Origin of the sequence: Microbacterium sufflavum (genome assembly GCF_023091155.1) — a bacterium.
Classification (GTDB): Bacteria; Actinomycetota; Actinomycetes; order Actinomycetales; family Microbacteriaceae; genus Microbacterium; species Microbacterium sufflavum.
Map to the genome: position 1 here is coordinate 933,706 of NZ_JAHWXK010000001.1, position 16,725 is coordinate 950,430.

15 protein-coding genes are annotated in these 16,725 nt (G+C 71.3%); 5 read left to right on the forward strand and 10 right to left on the reverse strand.

Annotated elements, in window-relative coordinates:
• The first annotated feature begins 22 nt into the window (after window positions 1–22).
• Window positions 23–250 carry an RNA-binding S4 domain-containing protein gene (locus tag KZC56_RS04685; protein ID WP_136028492.1) on the forward strand — a complete coding sequence of 76 codons (228 nt, stop codon included), beginning with the start codon at window positions 23–25 and terminating at the stop codon, window positions 248–250.
• Here KZC56_RS04685 and KZC56_RS04690 read toward each other — a convergent pair.
• The gene (locus KZC56_RS04690; protein ID WP_247637983.1) at window positions 190–1,164 is read right to left on the reverse strand and encodes a DMT family transporter; all 975 of its coding nucleotides are present in this window, start codon (window positions 1,162–1,164) and stop codon (window positions 190–192) included. The two genes, KZC56_RS04685 and KZC56_RS04690, sit on opposite strands and share 61 nt — an antisense overlap.
• 33 nt (window positions 1,165–1,197) lie before the next feature.
• Between KZC56_RS04690 and KZC56_RS04695 the strand changes: the two genes are divergently transcribed.
• Window positions 1,198–1,821 (forward strand): TetR/AcrR family transcriptional regulator, encoded by a 624-nt coding sequence (locus tag KZC56_RS04695; protein WP_247637984.1) that lies wholly within the window; start codon window positions 1,198–1,200, stop codon window positions 1,819–1,821.
• Here KZC56_RS04695 and KZC56_RS04700 read toward each other — a convergent pair.
• Window positions 1,730–2,242, reverse strand: a complete 513-nt coding sequence (locus KZC56_RS04700; RefSeq protein ID WP_247637985.1) for a hypothetical protein — start codon at window positions 2,240–2,242, stop codon at window positions 1,730–1,732. The two genes, KZC56_RS04695 and KZC56_RS04700, sit on opposite strands and share 92 nt — an antisense overlap.
• An 89-nt stretch (window positions 2,243–2,331) precedes the next feature.
• Here KZC56_RS04700 and KZC56_RS04705 point away from each other — a divergent pair, with 89 nt between their 5' ends.
• Entirely contained in the window at window positions 2,332–3,006 is a 675-nt protein-coding gene (locus tag KZC56_RS04705; RefSeq protein WP_136028494.1) for a winged helix-turn-helix transcriptional regulator, read from the forward strand.
• Here the strand turns inward: KZC56_RS04705 and KZC56_RS04710 are convergent.
• From KZC56_RS04710 to dnaB, 3 genes are all read right to left on the reverse strand, one after another.
• Window positions 2,946–5,297, reverse strand: a complete 2,352-nt coding sequence (locus KZC56_RS04710; RefSeq protein ID WP_247637986.1) for a metallophosphoesterase — start codon at window positions 5,295–5,297, stop codon at window positions 2,946–2,948. The two genes, KZC56_RS04705 and KZC56_RS04710, sit on opposite strands and share 61 nt — an antisense overlap.
• Before the next feature lie 75 nt (window positions 5,298–5,372).
• On the reverse strand, window positions 5,373–6,119 hold the full coding sequence (locus KZC56_RS04715) for a LysM peptidoglycan-binding domain-containing protein (protein ID WP_247637987.1): 747 nt from the start codon (window positions 6,117–6,119) through the stop codon (window positions 5,373–5,375).
• Between the two features lie 73 nt (window positions 6,120–6,192).
• Window positions 6,193–7,566, reverse strand: a complete 1,374-nt coding sequence (gene dnaB / locus KZC56_RS04720) for a replicative DNA helicase (RefSeq protein WP_062637804.1) — start codon at window positions 7,564–7,566, stop codon at window positions 6,193–6,195.
• 528 nt (window positions 7,567–8,094) lie between these two features.
• Between dnaB and KZC56_RS04725 the strand changes: the two genes are divergently transcribed.
• Window positions 8,095–9,123 (forward strand): hypothetical protein, encoded by a 1,029-nt coding sequence (locus tag KZC56_RS04725; RefSeq protein ID WP_247637988.1) that lies wholly within the window; start codon window positions 8,095–8,097, stop codon window positions 9,121–9,123.
• 100 nt (window positions 9,124–9,223) lie between these two features.
• Window positions 9,224–11,278 (forward strand): beta strand repeat-containing protein, encoded by a 2,055-nt coding sequence (locus KZC56_RS04730; protein ID WP_247638891.1) that lies wholly within the window; start codon window positions 9,224–9,226, stop codon window positions 11,276–11,278.
• A 175-nt stretch (window positions 11,279–11,453) separates the two neighbouring features.
• Here the strand turns inward: KZC56_RS04730 and KZC56_RS04735 are convergent, their stop codons facing one another.
• From KZC56_RS04735 to KZC56_RS04755, 5 genes are read right to left on the reverse strand one after another with little or no spacing between them, the layout of a single operon-like run.
• A complete protein-coding gene (locus KZC56_RS04735) occupies window positions 11,454–12,875 on the reverse strand; it encodes a sulfatase family protein (RefSeq protein ID WP_136035159.1) in 1,422 nt (473 codons plus the stop codon).
• Window positions 12,872–13,978 carry a Gfo/Idh/MocA family protein gene (locus KZC56_RS04740; protein ID WP_247637989.1) on the reverse strand — a complete coding sequence of 369 codons (1,107 nt, stop codon included), beginning with the start codon at window positions 13,976–13,978 and terminating at the stop codon, window positions 12,872–12,874. The genes KZC56_RS04735 and KZC56_RS04740 overlap by 4 nt, the downstream gene beginning before the upstream one ends.
• A complete protein-coding gene (locus KZC56_RS04745) occupies window positions 13,975–15,024 on the reverse strand; it encodes an ABC transporter substrate-binding protein (protein ID WP_247637990.1) in 1,050 nt (349 codons plus the stop codon). Before KZC56_RS04745 ends, KZC56_RS04740 begins: the two co-directional genes overlap by 4 nt.
• Window positions 15,025–15,084: 60 nt before the next feature.
• Window positions 15,085–15,861 (reverse strand): ABC transporter ATP-binding protein, encoded by a 777-nt coding sequence (locus KZC56_RS04750; protein WP_136035162.1) that lies wholly within the window; start codon window positions 15,859–15,861, stop codon window positions 15,085–15,087.
• Window positions 15,858–16,691, reverse strand: coding sequence for an ABC transporter permease (locus KZC56_RS04755; protein WP_136035163.1), 834 nt, complete (start codon window positions 16,689–16,691; stop codon window positions 15,858–15,860). Before KZC56_RS04755 ends, KZC56_RS04750 begins: the two co-directional genes overlap by 4 nt.
• Window positions 16,692–16,725 lie beyond the last annotated feature (34 nt).

Sequence of the window (16,725 nt, forward strand, 5' to 3'; positions counted from 1 at the left end):
GGGCGGCCGATACGATGCAGGCATGACGAACTCCGATCCGATCGACGAGGTCTCCATCGGCGGTGAGGTCATCCGCCTCGGCCAGTTCCTCAAGTTCGCCGGTCTGCTCGATTCGGGCGGCGACGCGAAGGAGGTCATCATCGACGGCTTCGTGACCGTGAACGGTGAGGTCGACCGCCGCCGTGGTCGTCAACTGCACGATGGCGACGTGGTCGCGTTCGAGGGCCGGGCGGTGCGCGTCCGGCCCTGAGCCTCCGCCCCCTCGGTCCGCGCCTCCCGCTCGCCCGCGAGCACGAGCGTCACACCCCCGGCGCACAGGACGAAGCCGGCGGCGGTGAGCACGGTCAACGGCTCGCCCAGCAGCAGTGCCCCGGCGAGTGCGGTGGCCGGTGCGATGAGGAACAGCAGTGCCTGCAGTGCGGTGATGCCCACGCGACGCAGCAGCCACCAGTACAGGCCGTAGGCGCCGAGCGTCGGGAACACGGCGGCGAGCGCGACCGAGGTCCAGAACCCCGCCGTGGCCGGAGGGACGAGCGCTCCGGCGAGCAGGGCGATCACGAGCAGCACGACGGCCGTGACGGTGACCTGCACGGCGAGGGTCACGAGGACCCCCGTGTGCGCGGACGACCGCCGCTGGAGGAACGTGCCGATCACGAGGCACACCATCGCGGTCACGGGCAGCAGGTAGGCCGCGGGAGTGGCCGCGGCGGAGCCGAGCTGGGAGTGCACGACGAGGGCCACGCCGATGGCACCCACCCCGAGCCCCGCCCACTGGGCGCCGCGCACGCGCAGGCCGAGGAGGGGGCCGACCAGGGCGGCGACGACGAGCGGCTGCACGGCGTCGATGAGGGCGACCGTCCCGGTGGCGATGCCGGCCGCGACGGCGCCCCACACGGCGGCGCAGTAGCCGAACTGCGCGAACAACCCGATCGCGGCCTGGACGCCGAGTTCGCGCGGCGTGACACCCCGTGCCGCCCGGGTCGCGCCGACGAGAAGGAGCAGCACGATCGCGAGGAGGACGAACCGCCAGACGAGAAGGGTGAGGGCGGAGGTATCGGCCGTGGCGAAGGCGGCGATCACGAAACCCGAGCTCCACGTGGCGACGAAGGCGACGGCGGCGGCGACGGTCAACGCCCCGTGAAGTACACCGATCTGTTTACTCATGATCCTGACTATACAGGGCGGTATACTCGTGTCATGCCCCAGGAGACCCCGCAACTCGTCCCCCTGACCCCGGGAGCACAGCGCGTGCTCGACGCGGCGTCCCGGCTGTTCTACGAACGGGGGATCCACACCGTCGGCGTCGACACCATCGCGGCGGCCGCCGGAGTGACGAAGAAGACGCTGTACGACCGGTTCGGCTCGAAGGAGGCGCTCGTCGTCTCCTACCTCCAGCACCGAGACGCCCGCTGGCGCGATCACGTCGCCGCGCACCTCGCCCGCGTGCCGGAACCGGGCGTCGACCGCGTGCTCGCCGTGTTCGATGCCGCCATCACCTGGTCCGACGAGAACAGCCCCAAGGGGTGCAGCGCGATCAACGCCCGTGCGGAGATCGACGGCGGAGACGACGAGCGCCTCGTGCTCGCCGAGGCGTCGCGGCAGAAGACGTGGCTGCTGTCGCTGTTCCACGAGCTGCTCGCCGAGGCGGGCTTCGACCATCCGGACCGGCGTGCCGAGGCGATGATGCTGCTCTACGAAGGGGCGATCGTCACGGTCGGGATGGGGACGTTCAACGGTCCGTTCCTCGTGGCCCGGGACTGCGCGCGGACGCTCCTGGAGCCGGCGTCGCCGCAGGATCGGGCAGCACCGAGCGCACGGTGACGATCGTGAGCGCCACGAGCAGCACGACCAGGACCGTGTCGGCCGCGATGTAGGCATAGTGCGCCCCGTCGGTCCCGGGAGCGGCAGACCCCGCGATCACCAGATCACTGCGGCGGTTGAGCACGGGACGGATCACCGCGACCTCGACGGCGAACACGACCCAGATCGCGGTGAGCAGCACCCCGACGGTGCGCCCGGCGCGCGCCCGCACCGTGACGACCGTCAGCACGAGGAGCACGACACCCGCGAGCACGTTGAGCGCGGTGAAGACCAGGCGCCCGATGCCGAGTCCGATCGGGATGGTCACGCCCGGCGCCAGGAACTTGAGCGGCGCCTCGAGGAACGAGATGGCGACCATCGCGCCGAGCAGGAACGCGGGCAGCAGCAGTCGCAGTGCTGTGGTCAGACGTCCGCCGGTCATGGCCCCACGCTACCCAGGCGGCCGGGAGCCTGCGCAGACGCGGGCCGTGCAATTCGCCGGTTTTCCGACCTGCGCGGATAATAGGTAACATGCCACGTCCTATCGACGCCTACCGCGGTCTTGCCCAGTCGAGTCGCCTGCGGGTCCTCGACGCCCTGCTCGACACCCCGGGGATCGGTCTCGCCGAGTTGTCCGCCATCACCGGCCTGCACGTCAACACCCTCCGCGATCACCTCCGGATCCTCGAGAAGGAGGGGCACGTGCGCTCCGAGGTCGAGCACACCGGCCGCCGTGGACGACCCCGGCTGCGCTTCGCGGTGGTGACAGCGACCGATCGCAACGAGGTCGCGGAGCGGCATCTGCGTGAGGCGATCCGGCACGGCGATCTCATGCGCGCGGTGCTCCCGGCGACCGAGTCCACCCTGCCGACCGACGCGACGCACCAGCTCGACGCGCTCTACCACCACCTGGACGAGGTGGGGCTGGAGCCCGAGGTCGACGAGGAGGCGCTGACGATCGAGCTCGCACCGTGCCGCTTCCACGCCCTGCTCGCCGACGACGGACCGGTCGCCTGCCGCGTGCACGAGGAGCTGCTGCGCTCACTGCTGGAGCGCGCGGGCGGACCGGTCGTGATCGATCGCGTGCTGCCGTTCACCGACGCGCATTCCTGTCGCGTGCACCTCGCCCTGCGCGAGCACGCGGCTCAGGGAAGGGTCTTGCCCTCCAGCGTCGCGACGAACGAGACGCCGGGAGTCGAGCGGTAGTTCAGGTGCGTCGACACGGCGATCACGTTGACGCCGGCGCGCAGCGACGACGCGGGGATCGGGATCACGAGCGGTGAGGCGACCGCGGCGGCCGTGTTCGGCGCCGCGGTGGCGTACGTGGTCGAGGTGACGGTCGTCGTCGGCATGCGGAGCCGGCCGACCTCGACGCCGTTGACCGTCACCACCGCCCCGTCGTCCGCGCGCGCCGTGAGCACCAGCTCGGAGAGCTTCGCGGGGTCGGTGACCGTGAACGACGTGCGGAACAGCATGCTGATGGGGCGCTGCGTGGTGGGGGGTGGCACGTCGACGACCGTCGTGATGCCGCTGCCGAAGCCCAGCGGTGCGGCGCCCTGCCCCCACGCCGTGTCGTCGAACGCGACGCCCGTCCATCCGGTCGGCCAGGCTCCGGCCGCGTAGCGGAAGCGCCAGGCGGCGTCGCTGCGCACGAGCGTGACCGGCACGGGCGTCGCCGCGGGAGGTGTGGTGACGGAGACCGTGGTCGCGGCGGACCGCGCACCGTCCGGCCCGATCGCGACCACCGCGTACGACACCGCACTCCCCGCCGGTGCCGCCGCGTCCGTCACCACCCCCGTCGCCCCTGTCCCCGTGAGCGTCGTCATGCCAGGGCGCGACACCTCCACACCGCTCACCGCACCTCCGGGGCCCGGCGACCACGCGATGTCCACGCTCGTGGGAGACGTGGCGGTCGCGGTGGCCGCGGGGGCGCCCGGAGGGTCCTGCGGGGGGTCGACGGTCGTGCGGCGTGCGGTCATCACCAGGTCGAACGTGCTGTCCGGCGTGCCGCGGTAGTTCACGTGGGCCGAGGCGGCGATCACGTTCGCCCCCTCGCGCAGCAGTCCGGACGGCACCGCGAACACGGCGGGGTCGGCGGTCGCGACACTCGTCGAGCGCACCGCGTCGGCATAGGTCGCGCTGGTCGGCGCGGTCGACTGCAGGTGCGAGGTGCCCAGCAGCGTGCCGTTGACCCACACCGCCACCCCGTCGTCGGCCCGGGTGCTCACGGTCACGCCACTGAGCTCGTCGATGTCGGCGAGGGTCACGGTGGTGCGGAAGAGCATCGCGCGGGCGCGGTTGGTGCTCGGCGGCCCGAGGTCGATCGAGGTGACGGCACCGGTGCCCCATCCGAGTGGGGCCCTCCCCGAACCCCACCCGGAATCATCGAAGCCGAGGGTCGTCCACCCCGTCGGCCACGCCTGCGTCGAGTTGCGCCACTTCCACGTCGACCCGCCCGCGAGCAGCACCTCGTCCGTGCCGGGTTCCAGGTCGACCGGGAGGGTGAAGCGGCTCCCGGCGTCGGTCTCGTACTGCTGGAGGGTCGGCGAGTAGGTGAAGGCGTCGACCGTGCCCGCGGCGGGATCGAACGTGTAGTACCGCAGCCAGCCGTTGCCCCCGTTCGCGCGGCTCTGGTAGTTCGACAGGATCTGGTGCACGGGCGTGCCGCAGGAGTTCGGGTCGGTGCGTCGCGCCTCGCCGATGTCGCCGTCGTGCCAGTGGCCGTTGACGACAAGGAAGATGGAGCAGTTCTGCGACACGAAGTCGTTCCACAGCGTCACCGCGGACACCGGGGTGACGTCGGTGCGGATGACGTGCGTGGCGCGCGTGCCCCCCGTGTTGATGAAGCCGTGCGTGGCGAGGATGACCTTGCGGTCGGGGTGGGCGTCGAGCACGCGCTGGGCCCACGCGAGGGTGTAGGCGGGCGACTCGAATTCGAGGCTCAGCAGCAGCAGCTTCGTGTCGCCGACCGTGAGCAGGCTGTAGCTGTCCTTGTTCTTGCGGTCGATGCCGTCGGGCCCGAACTGGTTCTGCCCCAGGTATCCGCCGTACGACACCGTCGGGCTGTTCCACGAGGCGGCGGAGTACCGGCTCGGCGGGAAGTAGCTGTCGTACGTGCTCGACTCGCCGGTCGTGATGTCGAGGTCGTGGTTGCCCGGCAGCACCGAGTTCGGCACGCCCGCGTCGTCGAGCGTCTTCATGTACCGGCTCGCGCGCTCCCAGTGGTTCACGTTCGGCCACGACTCGACGAGGTCGCCCACCTGGATCACGAACTTCGTGTTGAGCTGCGCGCGGGAGTCGACGATCCACTGCGTCTGCGCGGCCATCGTCTGCTCGTACGTGCTCGACACGGTGTAGCCCTGTGTGTCGGGCAGCACCACGATCGTGAAGGTCTCGTCGGCGGCGGAGGCGACGGCGGGCACGAGCGCGCCGACCAGCATCACGGTCGCTCCGACCACCGCCAGCGCACGACGCCGTGCGCGCGTCCACGTCCCCATGTCGAACCCCAGTCCATCGACTGGCTCCGTCTTACACCCGCCGGGGCGGGAGCCACAAGGGCCTGTGGCGCGAGGTCACGGGAAGAGCTGGTGCAGCACGTCCCAGTCCTCGTCGGCGAGGGCCTGCGTGACCACGGCCTGCCCCTCCGGCGAGACGTCGGGGCCGAGGCGCTGCCACACGACGCGCGCCGCGCCCAGGTCGCCCGCGGCGATCGCGTTCGAGAACTCGATGAACGCGTTGGCGTAGGGGATGGTGGAGGTGCCAGCCTCCGCCTGGAACGGCCCGTACTGGTCGATCCACGGGAGGGCGGGGTCGGGTCGGAGGATCAGCACGTCGCCCGGGTGCACGGTCATGCCGTCGACGTGGTTGTACATCGAGACGGTGACGTAGTCGATGCAGAACCGCTGGCCGATCGCGATCAGGCTGTCGCCCGGGGCGACCTCGTAGGCGACGACCGTGCCGTCGCCGCCGAGCACGGGGGTGCCGTTCGCGAGGTCGGACGCCCCCATCTCGACGAGGTCGCCGAGCAGCTTCGCATGCGGTGCCTCTCCGTCCTGGGCGACGATGTTGATGAGCGAGTTCGTGGTGCACTCCCCCGGACCGCCCGCGGGCACGGAGACGCCGTCGCCGAGATCGACCAGGTCGCCCTCGCCCGGTGCGGACTCCGACTCGTCGACCGCGGCGGGGGCCGGTGCCGGCGCGTGCGTGAACGTCTCGGATGGCGCGGAGACGGCGGAGACGACAGCCGGGACGGCGAGGGCCGCGACACCGGCGACCGCCACCCCCGCGACGACGGCGACGATGGCGCGGGTGCGGTTCATCCCGTCAGCTTGTCAGGATGCGCCCGCCCGCGCCAGCGCGACGGGCCCGGGCGACCGGCGTTCCGTGCGCAGATCAGTTGAAGTCGCCGCCGGGGGCCATGTCGGCGAAGCGGGAGTAGTGGCCCTGGAACGCGACCGTGATGGTGGCCGTCGGGCCGTTACGGTGCTTGGCCACGATCAGGTCGGCCTCGCCCGGACGCACGTCCTTGTCGTACACGGAGTCGCGGTGCAGCAGGATCACCATGTCGGCGTCCTGCTCGATCGAGCCCGACTCACGCAGGTCGCTGATGGCGGGCTTCTTGTCCTGCCGCTGCTCGGGACCACGGTTCAGCTGCGACAGCGCGATCACCGGCACCTGCAGTTCCTTGGCGATGAGCTTGAGGCTTCGCGAGAACTCCGAGACCTCCTGCTGACGGGACTCGACGCGCTTGCCCGAGGTCATCAGCTGCAGGTAGTCGATGATGACCATGCGCAGCCCGGCACGCTGCTTGAGCCGCCGGCACTTGGCGCGGATCTCGACGAGCGTCATGTTCGGGCTGTCGTCGATGTAGAGGGGCGCGTCGTTGATGCGGCCGCGGGTCGCGGCGACCGTGGTCCAGTCGCGCGGGTCGAGCGTTCCCTTGCGCATGTTCTGCAGCGGGATGGCTCCCTCGGCGCTGAGCAGACGCATCGCGATCTCGCTCTTGCCCATCTCGAGCGAGAAGAAGATGGAGGGGAAGTCATGGCCGATGGAGGCGGCGCGCGCGAAGTCGAGCGCGAGCGTCGACTTTCCCATGGCCGGTCGGGCGGCGACGACGATCATCTGGCCGCCGTGCAGGCCGTTGGTCAGCTCGTCGAGCTCACGGAAACCGGTCGGGATGCCCGTCATGGAGCCGTCGCGGCCGTTCGCCGCCTCGATCTCCTCGACCGCCGCGTCGACCGCGACCGTCAGCGGCACGTAGTCCTCGGCGGTCTCCGAACCGGTGACGGAGTAGATCTCGGCCTGCGCGTTGTTGACGATGTCGGTCGCGTCGCCCTGGCCGTCGTAGCCGAGCTGCACGATGCGGGTGCCCGCGTCGACCAGCCGGCGGAGGATGGCCCGCTCCGACACGATGCCCGCGTAGTAGCCTGCGTTCGCGGCAGTCGGCACGATCGAGGTGAGCGTGTGCAGGTAGTCGGCGCCGCCGGCCTTGCTCAGCTCGCCTGTCTTGATGAGCTCGTCGGTGACGGCGACCACGTCGGTCGGCTCGCCGTGCGAGTAGAGCGACAGGATCGCCTCGAAGATCAGCTCGTGCTTCGGGATGTAGAAGTCGGCGCCCTTGAGGGTCTCGATCACGTCGGCCACCGCGTCCTTCGACAGCAGCATGCCGCCCAGGGCGCTCTGCTCGGCGAGGAGGTCGTGCGGCGGGGTGCGCTCGGGCGGACGCTGCCCTCCCAGGCGCTCCTCCGAGATGTCGGCGATCGACACAGTGTTCCCTTCGATGCGACGGTTCCGATGCGGAACTCCGACAGCGGATGACGAGTGGTCGTCGGTGGTTCCACGCCCGCGCGGCGGCCGGTTCCAGACAAACAGGGGCCCCCGACATTCGGTCGCTCGACCACGCTATGAGCGGTCTCCACACGGTGCAACACAGCCTGTGGATAACCATGTGGAGAGCGTGCGGAGAAACGCGGAGTGTCTGTGCAGAACGGGTGTGGATAACCCGGTGGAGTGTGGTGAAGAAGAACTTTTTTATGACGCTTGAACTGGGATTTCTCGTTTCCCCACCCTGTGGATGGAAACGAGCTTAAATCGCGCGTTGAAGGTTTCCCCTGCCGGAGCGACATGTGTAGAACTTGGGGAAAGTCAAGCCGGAAATCCGCCGGGCGCGTCACGATCTGACACCACCCGTCGCGGTTGTAAATGGGCCTGGACAGGGTGGGACCCCGCGAGTATTCTGCTCCCCATCGACACACCCGTATCGATATGGCGTTGCCTTCAGAGGGGGAGGACGACGTGAGCGCTCGAGCGACCCGACGCGGCGTACCCGCCGTCGTTCTCTGGGGTGGCCTCGGCGCGCTCGCGTGGGCCGCACTCACGGTGCTCACCGGTGGCGGATCCGCTCACGCGGACGAGCAGAAGCCCGGCCCGCTCGACTCCCTGACCACCGCGGTCACGCAGACGGTGACCGCCGTGACGGCACCCGTCGTGAACGAGGTCGTCGCCCCGGTCGTGACCCAGGTGGCCGCGCCCGTCGTCACGCAGGTGGTCGCCCCGGTGGTGACGCAGGTGGTCGCCCCCGTCGTCTCGCAGGCGGTCGCCCCCGTGCAGGCCGCGCCCGCCGTCGTCGAGACGGTCACGGAGACGGTCGAGAGCGTGCCGGTCGTGGGGTCGGTCGCGGCGCCCGTGCTCGGCACGGTGACGGACGCGACCTCGTCGGTCGTCGACACCACCACCGACCTCCTCGCGGACTCGCCCATCTCGCGCGTGACCGCACCGATCCTCGACGCCGTCGGCCGCCTTCCGATCGTCGGCGGGATCGTCGTGGACTCCGGCGCGTCCGACCTCGTGACCGAGGTGGTGGGCGTGGTCGATGACGTGACCGGCGTGATCGGCGGCACCGTCGACGAGACCGTGCCGCCCGTGATCGACGGCCTCCAGCCCGGAATTCCGCCGGTGAGCGACGGATCGCTCCCCGCCGCCGCGGTGGCTCTCACCTCCGCGCCCGCGTCCGCGCTGCCCGGCGCGACGACGCCCGGCGTGTCCGCCGCGATCTCCGGCGCCTCCGACGAACGCGCCGAGGGGGCCACGCCGCCCGCCGACCCTGCCGAGGGCGATCACACCCCCACGCCCGGCAACGCACCCCCCGGTGCCCCCGCCGCCCCGTCTTCCTCCGCCACCTCCGGCGGAGGCACCCCGTACGCCCACGCTCGCCTCGGCGACGACGGCGTGCTCCCGCTCCGTGCCTGGGAGCGGGTTGCCGGCGCCTCGGACGATGCCCTCCCCGGCTCGCCCGTCGCCGACACCGACGTCTCTCCTGACTGACTGACCGTCGCGCCATCCCCGCGGATGGCAGATGCCGTGCTGCGCGCGCACCTCATCGCGTGCACCCATCAGACACCCCAGTCATGTCAGGAGAACCATCATGCGTACTTACGCGAAGCGAGCCCTGTGGGGCGCGCTCCTCGCCGGCGGGATCACCCTGCTCGGCGCGACGGCCGCCAATGCGGCCGAGACATCCGGAGACGACGGACTGCTCTCCGGCACCCAGGCGGTGGCACCCATCACGGCGCCGATCACGGTCGTGGACAACGCGATCTCCGTGCTCGGCGATGCGGTGGCTCCCGCACCGGCCCCGGCTCCGGCCCCGGCCCCCGCTCCGGCACCGGCCCCCGCTCCGGCTCCCGCACCCGCTGCGGAGACGGACGGCGGCTCGGGCACCGCGTCGGGAACCCAGGCGGTCGTGACCGTGAACCTGCCCGTCACCGTGTCGGGCAACGCGATCAGCCTCACCGACGACTCCACGACCAGCACCCCGGCCGCCGCTCCACCCCAGAGCGCGGCTCCCCAGGCCCCTGACGCGGCCGGGGTGCTTTCCCTCGACACCGACGGCATGGACGGTGTGCTCTCGGGCACGCAGGCCCTGCTCGCGGTGAACGCCCCGGTGACCGTGTCGGGCAACTCGCTGTCGCTCCTGGGCGACAGCGAGTCGGCCTCGACCGACGCGGAGGCCGCAGCACCGGCTCCCGCGACCGGCGTCGATGCGGGCACCAGCGGTGAGGACGGCACGGCCAGCGGCACGCAGGTCGTCGCCCCCGTGACGGCTCCCGTGACCGTGACCGGCAACGCCATCTCGCTGCTCGGCGACAGCGCCAGCACCGGCGGCACCGGCACCGGCACGGCTCCCACCGCACCCGCGAACGGCGGCAGCCCCGCCACCTCGGGTGAGGACGGCGTCGTCGGCGGCTCGCAGGTCGTCGCACCCATCACCGCCCCCATCGGCGTGACCGGCAATGCCATCTCCGTGCTCGACGACGCCACCGTCACCGGCGGCACCACCGGTACCGGGACCACGGCCCCGACCGCACCCGCGAACGGCGGCGCCCCCGCCACCTCGGGTGAGGACGGCACCGCCAGCGGCACCCAGGTCGTCGCCCCGGTGACGGCCCCCGTGACCGTGACCGGCAACGCCATCTCGCTCCTGGGAGACAACGCCACGAGCGGCACCACCGGCACGGGCGGCACCCCGTCCGCACCCGCCACCGGCGGCATGCCCGCCACCTCGGGTGAGGACGGCACCGCCAGCGGCACCCAGGTCACCGCGCCCGTCACCGCCCCCATCGGCGTGACGGGCAACGCGATCTCCGTGCTCGACGACGCCACCGTCACCGGCGGCACCACCGGCACCGGGACGACGGCCCCGACCGCACCTGCGGCCGGCGGCAGCACCACCACCGGTGAGGACGGCACCGCCAGCGGCACCCAGGTCACCGCACCCGTCACCGCCCCCATCGGCGTAACGGGCAACGCGATCTCCGTGCTCGACGACGCCACCGTCACCGGCGGCACCACCGGCACAGGCACGGCCCCGACCGCACCCGCGGCCGGCGGGATCACCACCGGTGAGGACGGCATCCTCGGCGGCACCCAGGTCACCGCACCCGTCACCGCCCCCATCGGCGTGACGGGCAACGCGATCTCCGTGCTCGACGACGCCACCGTCGCCGGCGGGACCACCGGCACCGGGACCACCCCGACCGCTCCGGCGACCGGCGGCGGGATCACCACCGGTGAGGGCGGCATCCTCGGCGGCACCCAGCTGGGTCTGCCCGTGACGCTTCCGATCACGATCGGCGGCAACGCCATCTCGGTCGTGGGCGAGAGCACCGTGACCGGCCCGGGCACCACGCCCGGAACCGACCCCGGAACTGACCCGGGCACGGACCCCGGTACGGACCCCGGTACGGACCCGGGAACCGACCCCGGAACCGACCCGGGCACGGACCCCGGCACCACCCCCGGAACGAACCCCGGCACCACTCCGGGCGCGTCCGGGATGGCCTGGGCGTCGGGCGCAGCCGTCTCCGGTGAGGCCACCGGTCTCGCCATGACCGGCGGTGCACCGTCGCCCGCGCTGTGGGCGATCGCCGCCCTGCTGCTTCTGGGAGGTGCGGGCCTGCTGCGCCGTCGCACGGCGTAGGCGCTGAGCCCCGGCGGCGCCGGTGTCCTCGGGGGAGGAGACACGGCTCCGCCGGTGCGCGGCAGCGTCCGCTCGTGCGGTGCGTCCCCCGCACCTCCTCTGCCGAGCGCGACGGCCGCGCGACACGCGGATGCCCCGTGGCGAACCGCCACGGGGCATCCGTTCACGCCTGCGCTCAGCTCGTCAGCGCGGGTATCGGCTGACTCGCGTGGGGCTGGTCGCCCAGCTCGGCCTGCAGCTCCCACAGCCGCACCTTGAGCTGCTCGCGCACCTCCGCGTAGGCGGGGTCGTGGTACACGTTCACCAGCTCGTCCGGGTCGGCCTCCAGGTCGTACAACTCCCACTCCGGCGCGAACCGGAACGGCGACGACCCGGGCAGACCCATCCCGTCGCTGTAGAAGTAGATGAGCTTGTGGGCCTCCGTGCGGATGCCGTAGTGCGCGAGCACATGGTGGTTCTCGTCGTCGTTCTCGTAGTAGCGGTAGTAGAACGCGTCGCGCGTCGGCTCGTCGGATCCGGTCAGCTGCGGAAGGAAGCTCTTCCCCTGCATCCGCTCGTGCGCATCGACCCCGGCGGCATCCAGGAAGGTCTGCGCGAAATCGACGTTCGTCACGATCTGCTCCATCGGGGCCGCGGGCGCGATCCGCTCCGGCCACGACACGAGCAGCGGCATCCGGATCGACTCCTCGTACATGAAGCGCTTGTCGAACCACCCGTGGTCGCCGAGGAAGAAGCCCTGGTCGGAGCTGTACGTGAGGAGGGTCGAATCCCGCACGCCGTGCGCGCCGAGCCAGTCGATCACCCGCCCGACGTTGTCGTCGACCGAGGCCACGCAGCGCAGGTAGTCCTCCATGTACCGCTGGTACTTCCACAGCGCGAGCTCGTCGGGCGTCAGGTCCTGCGGCGGCTCCACCTTGAGGTCGTCCAGCGTCAGGTGCTCCGCGATGCGCATGGTGGCATGCTTCGCCGCGCTCGCCCGGCCCGCGTAGTCGTCCGTGAACGTGGACGGCACGGGGATCGGGTCGCTGTACAGGTGGGCGTGCGCCTCGTCGGGCTCCCACGCGCGGTGCGGCGCCTTGTGATGGATCAGCAGGCACCACGGCTCATCGCCCTCCAGCGACTCGAGCCACTGCAGCGACAGGTCGGTGATGATGTCGGTCGCGTAGCCCTTCTCGATGTGCACGCCGTCGGCGGTGAGGATCTGCGGATCGAAGTACTCGCCCTGATCGCGCAGCACCGCCCAGTAGTCGAAGCCCTGCGGATCATGGCCGGGCCCCTCCCCCATGTGCCACTTGCCGACGATGGCCGTCCGGTAGCCCGCCTCCTTGAGCTGCGACACGAACGTCGGCTGGCTCGCGTCGATGGGGGTCACCAGGGTCGAGACGCCGTTGACATGGCTGTACGTGCCGGTCAGGATGCTGGCGCGGCTCGGGGTGCACAGCGAGTTCGTGCAGTAGCAGTGATCGACGCGACGACCGGACTGCGCGATCTCGTCGATGCGCGGGGTCGTGTTCACCACCGACCCGTAGGCGCCGATCGCATGCGTGGCGTGGTCGTCGGTGAGGATCATGAGGATGTTCGGTCGCCGGGCGGTCATCGTGCTTCTCTCTCTGCGGGGCGGTGGTACGCGTCGGTGGCGATCTCGGCGGGAGGGGCCGTGAGCCCGGAGAGGTCGATGGGCTCCCAGCGACCGGTCGTCATGGAGCGATAGGCCGCGTCGATCACCGCGTTGTCGATGACGCCGTCGGCCAGGGTCTGCCGCGGCGCGACACCCGCGCGGAAACTCTCGATGAAGTGCGCGAACTGGCCGTGGTAGCCGTACGTGCGCGGCTCGTCGAGCACGGGCCGCAGCCAGCCGCGGGTCGAGCCGGCCTTCTCCCCCACGTAACCGAGCTCCTGTCCCGCGAACGCCGCGAGGGCACCGGGGCCGGTCTCGTCCACGCCGAGCCAGCCGTCCGAGCCGTGGATCTCGCGCCGGTTGTCCAGCCCGGGGCGGTGCGTCCAGCCGGCCTCGACCTGGGCGACACGACCGTCGTCGAACCGCATGAGCAGGACCGCGTTGTCCTCGGAGTCCACGTCGTCGCGGTCGAGCCGGTCCCCCCACGCGAAGGCCTCCACGGGGGTCGCGCCCTCCAGGAACCAGCGCCCGACGGCGACACCGTGGCAGCCGAGACCGCGCAGCGGCCCTCCGCCCATGCGCGCGATCTCCCTGGCGTGCTTGTGCGGGCTGCCGTGGGCCTCGCGGGCGCGCACGGTGAGCACCCGACCGATGCCGCCCGCGTCGACCATCGCCTTGGCGTGCATGACCGCGGGCGAGAAGACCGCGGTCTCCGCATAGCCGTGCCACACGCCCGCGGCGGTGACGGCGGCCAGGCACGCCGCGGCCTCCGCGCCGCTGCGACCGAGCGGCTTGGTGCAGATCACGGCCTTGCCCGCGGCGGCCGCGGCCGTCACCGCGTCGAGGTGCGCGTCCTGCGGCACGGCCACGACCACGATGTCGACATCGGCCAGGGCGACCAGCTCCTCGACGCTGGCGACCACGTCGCGCACGCCGAACCGGCCGGCGAGCTCTCTGCCCCGTTCGGGCGAGCGCGCGGCGAGGGCGACGACCTCGTGGTCGCGCACCTCCGCCAGGGCCCGGAGGTAGAACTCGGCGACGAAACCGGAGCCGACGATGCCCAGCCCGACGGGACCCGTCACGAGCGGTCCTTCATGGCGGCAGCGAACAGCTCGGTGTTGACGAACGACGCCGGATCGGTCATGTCCTCCATGCGACCGGACTGGACGAACACCCGCATGATCGACTCGTACTGCTCGAACGTGGTGCCGTCCTCGTTGTTCGCGAGGATCTCGTCGGACGGCGTCCACCCGGAGATGCTCGCCTGCTGCGTCAGCTGGTCGACCGGGGCACCGGACGCGGCGGAGGCCCACTCGACGACCTGCTCCGTGTCGTCGATGCGGTAGTCGTTCACCTCGGCGTACACCTCAAGGAAGCGCTGCACAGCGTCGGCCTTGCCGTCGACGGCCTCGTTCGACGCGACCCACGACCCGAGGAACGACGTCTCCGGGAACGAGGCGTTGTCGGCCACCGTCACGGTGTCCGGCACGCTGTCGAGGATCTGCGCGCTCAGCGGCGAGAAGATCGCGGCGATGTCGATCTGCCCGCCGACGTAGGCGCTGACGACGCTCGGCGGGTCGAGCACCACGCGCTCGACGTCGTCGAACGTGAGCCCGGCCTCCAGGAGCGTGAGCGCGAGGATCATCTCCCCCGACCCGCCCTCGGGCACACCGACGCGCTGCCCCTTGAGGTCTTTCGGATCCTCGACGCCGCTGCCCGGGCGGGCGAGCACCACGTCGCCGAGCGAGGTCTCGCTGGGCACGATCACGGTCGCCTGTCCGGTCGCCGGAAGCCAGGTCGCCCCGGCGCCGATGTACCCGACGTCGATCTGGCCGGCCTGCATCGCCTGGATCTGGGTGGGGCCGTTCGTGAACGGCGTCAGCGTCACGTCCAGGCCGTACTTCTCCCACAGACCCAGCTCGTTCGCGGCGGCGATCACGCCGACGCCGTTGATGCTCGTGTCGATGTAGCCGACGTTCAGGGAGACCGGCTCACGGGCCTCGCCTCCGGCGTCGGACGAGGGGGCCGGTTCGGCCGAGCCCGTGCAGGCGGACAGGGCGATCGTGAGTGCGGTGACGGCCGCGGCGGCGACGGCCGCCCGACGGGTCCGGGTGGGGAAGCGCATCATCGGGTTCCTTACGTGATCGGGTGGGAGTGCGGTGGGTCGTGCGGGTGCGGATCCGCCGGGTCAGGCGGTGGTGGGTTCCGGCTGGTGGTGCACGCCGCGCCAGACGCGGGCGCGAAGGGCGGCGAACTCGGGAGACAGGCGCATCTCCTCGGTGCGCGGGTAGGCGAGCGGCACGTCGATCACCTCGGTGATCCGTCCGGGCCGCGGGCTCATCACGATCACGCGGTTGGCGAGGAACACGGCCTCGTCCACGTCGTGGGTGATGAACACGGCGGTGCGCCGCTCCTGCTGCCACGTCTCGAGCAGGTTCTCCTGCATGCTCACCCGGGTCAGCGCGTCGAGCGCGCCGAACGGCTCGTCCATCAGCAGGATCGACGGCTGCGCGGCATAGGCGCGGGCGATCGCGCAGCGCTGCTTCATGCCGCCCGAGAGCTCCTTCGGCAGCGCGCCGGCGAAGTCGCCCAGGCCCACGAGGTCGAGGTAGTGCTGGGCCACCTGCTCGCGCTCGGCCTTCTTCATGCCGCGGATCCGCAGGCCGAACTCGACGTTCTGCCGGGCCGTGAGCCACGGGAAGAGCGCATACTGCTGGAAGATCACGCCCCGGTCGGGCCCGGGCCCCGTGACCGGTCGGCCGCCCACGAGCACCTCCCCCTCGGTGGGGTCGAGGAGCCCCGCCATCAGGTTCAGCAGGGTGCTCTTGCCACAGCCGCTCGGCCCGACGAGGGTGATGAACTCCCCGTCTGCCACGTCGAGGTCGACGTCGTCGAGGCTGCGGACCGTGCCGCGGCTGGTCTCGTAGTGCTTTGAGACCCCGCGGATCGAGATCATCGCGGTCATTTCCGGACCTCCTGCCAGGCGGTGAGCTTGTTCTCGGCGAAGAGCAGGGCACGGTCCATCGCGAACCCGAGCGCGCCGATGAGGATGATGCCCACGACGATGCGCGGGGTGTCGAGGAACTGCGAGGCGGCCTGCATCATGCGGCCGAGACCGAAGGCCGCCGCGATGAGCTCCGAGGCGACGACCGTGGCCCAGGCCGCGCCGAGGGCGACGCGGGTGCCGACGAAGATGAACGGCAGCGAGGCCGGGACGACCACGCGGAGGAAGATCGTGCCGTCGCTCGCGCCGAGCACGCGAGCCGCGTTGACGAGGGTGGTGTCGACGTTGCGCACGCCCTGGAAGGTGGCGAGCACGCACGAGAGGAACGACGCGAGGAAGATGACGAAGATCTTCGCCGGCTCCCCGATGCCGAGGAACACGATCACGAGCGGGATGAGCGCGAGCGGTGGCACGGTGCGGAAGAACTGCACCCACGGCTCGAGCAGCCCGCGGCCCCAGCGATACCAGCCCATGATGAAGCCGGCGGGGACGGCGACGATCACGCCAAGGAGGAAGCCGATGACGACGCGCTGCACGCTCGCCACGGTGTTCAGCAGCAGGCTGCCGTCGAGCAGTCCCTCCCAGAAGCTCTGCACCACGGCGATCGGCGTGGGGGCGAGCGGGTTGTCGCTGACGACCGCGATGATCCACCACACCGCGATGCCGAGCACCAGGGTGGAGAGGTAGAGCAGCGTCAGCGGTTTCTCGGTGCGGACGGTCGTGCGGCGCGCTCTCGTGGCGCGCGGCACCGAGAGCGTCGTGGTCGCCGTCTCGGGTGTGGCGTCGATCATGGCTCTTTCCCTTCGTTGCGTGGGAGCCCGTTGG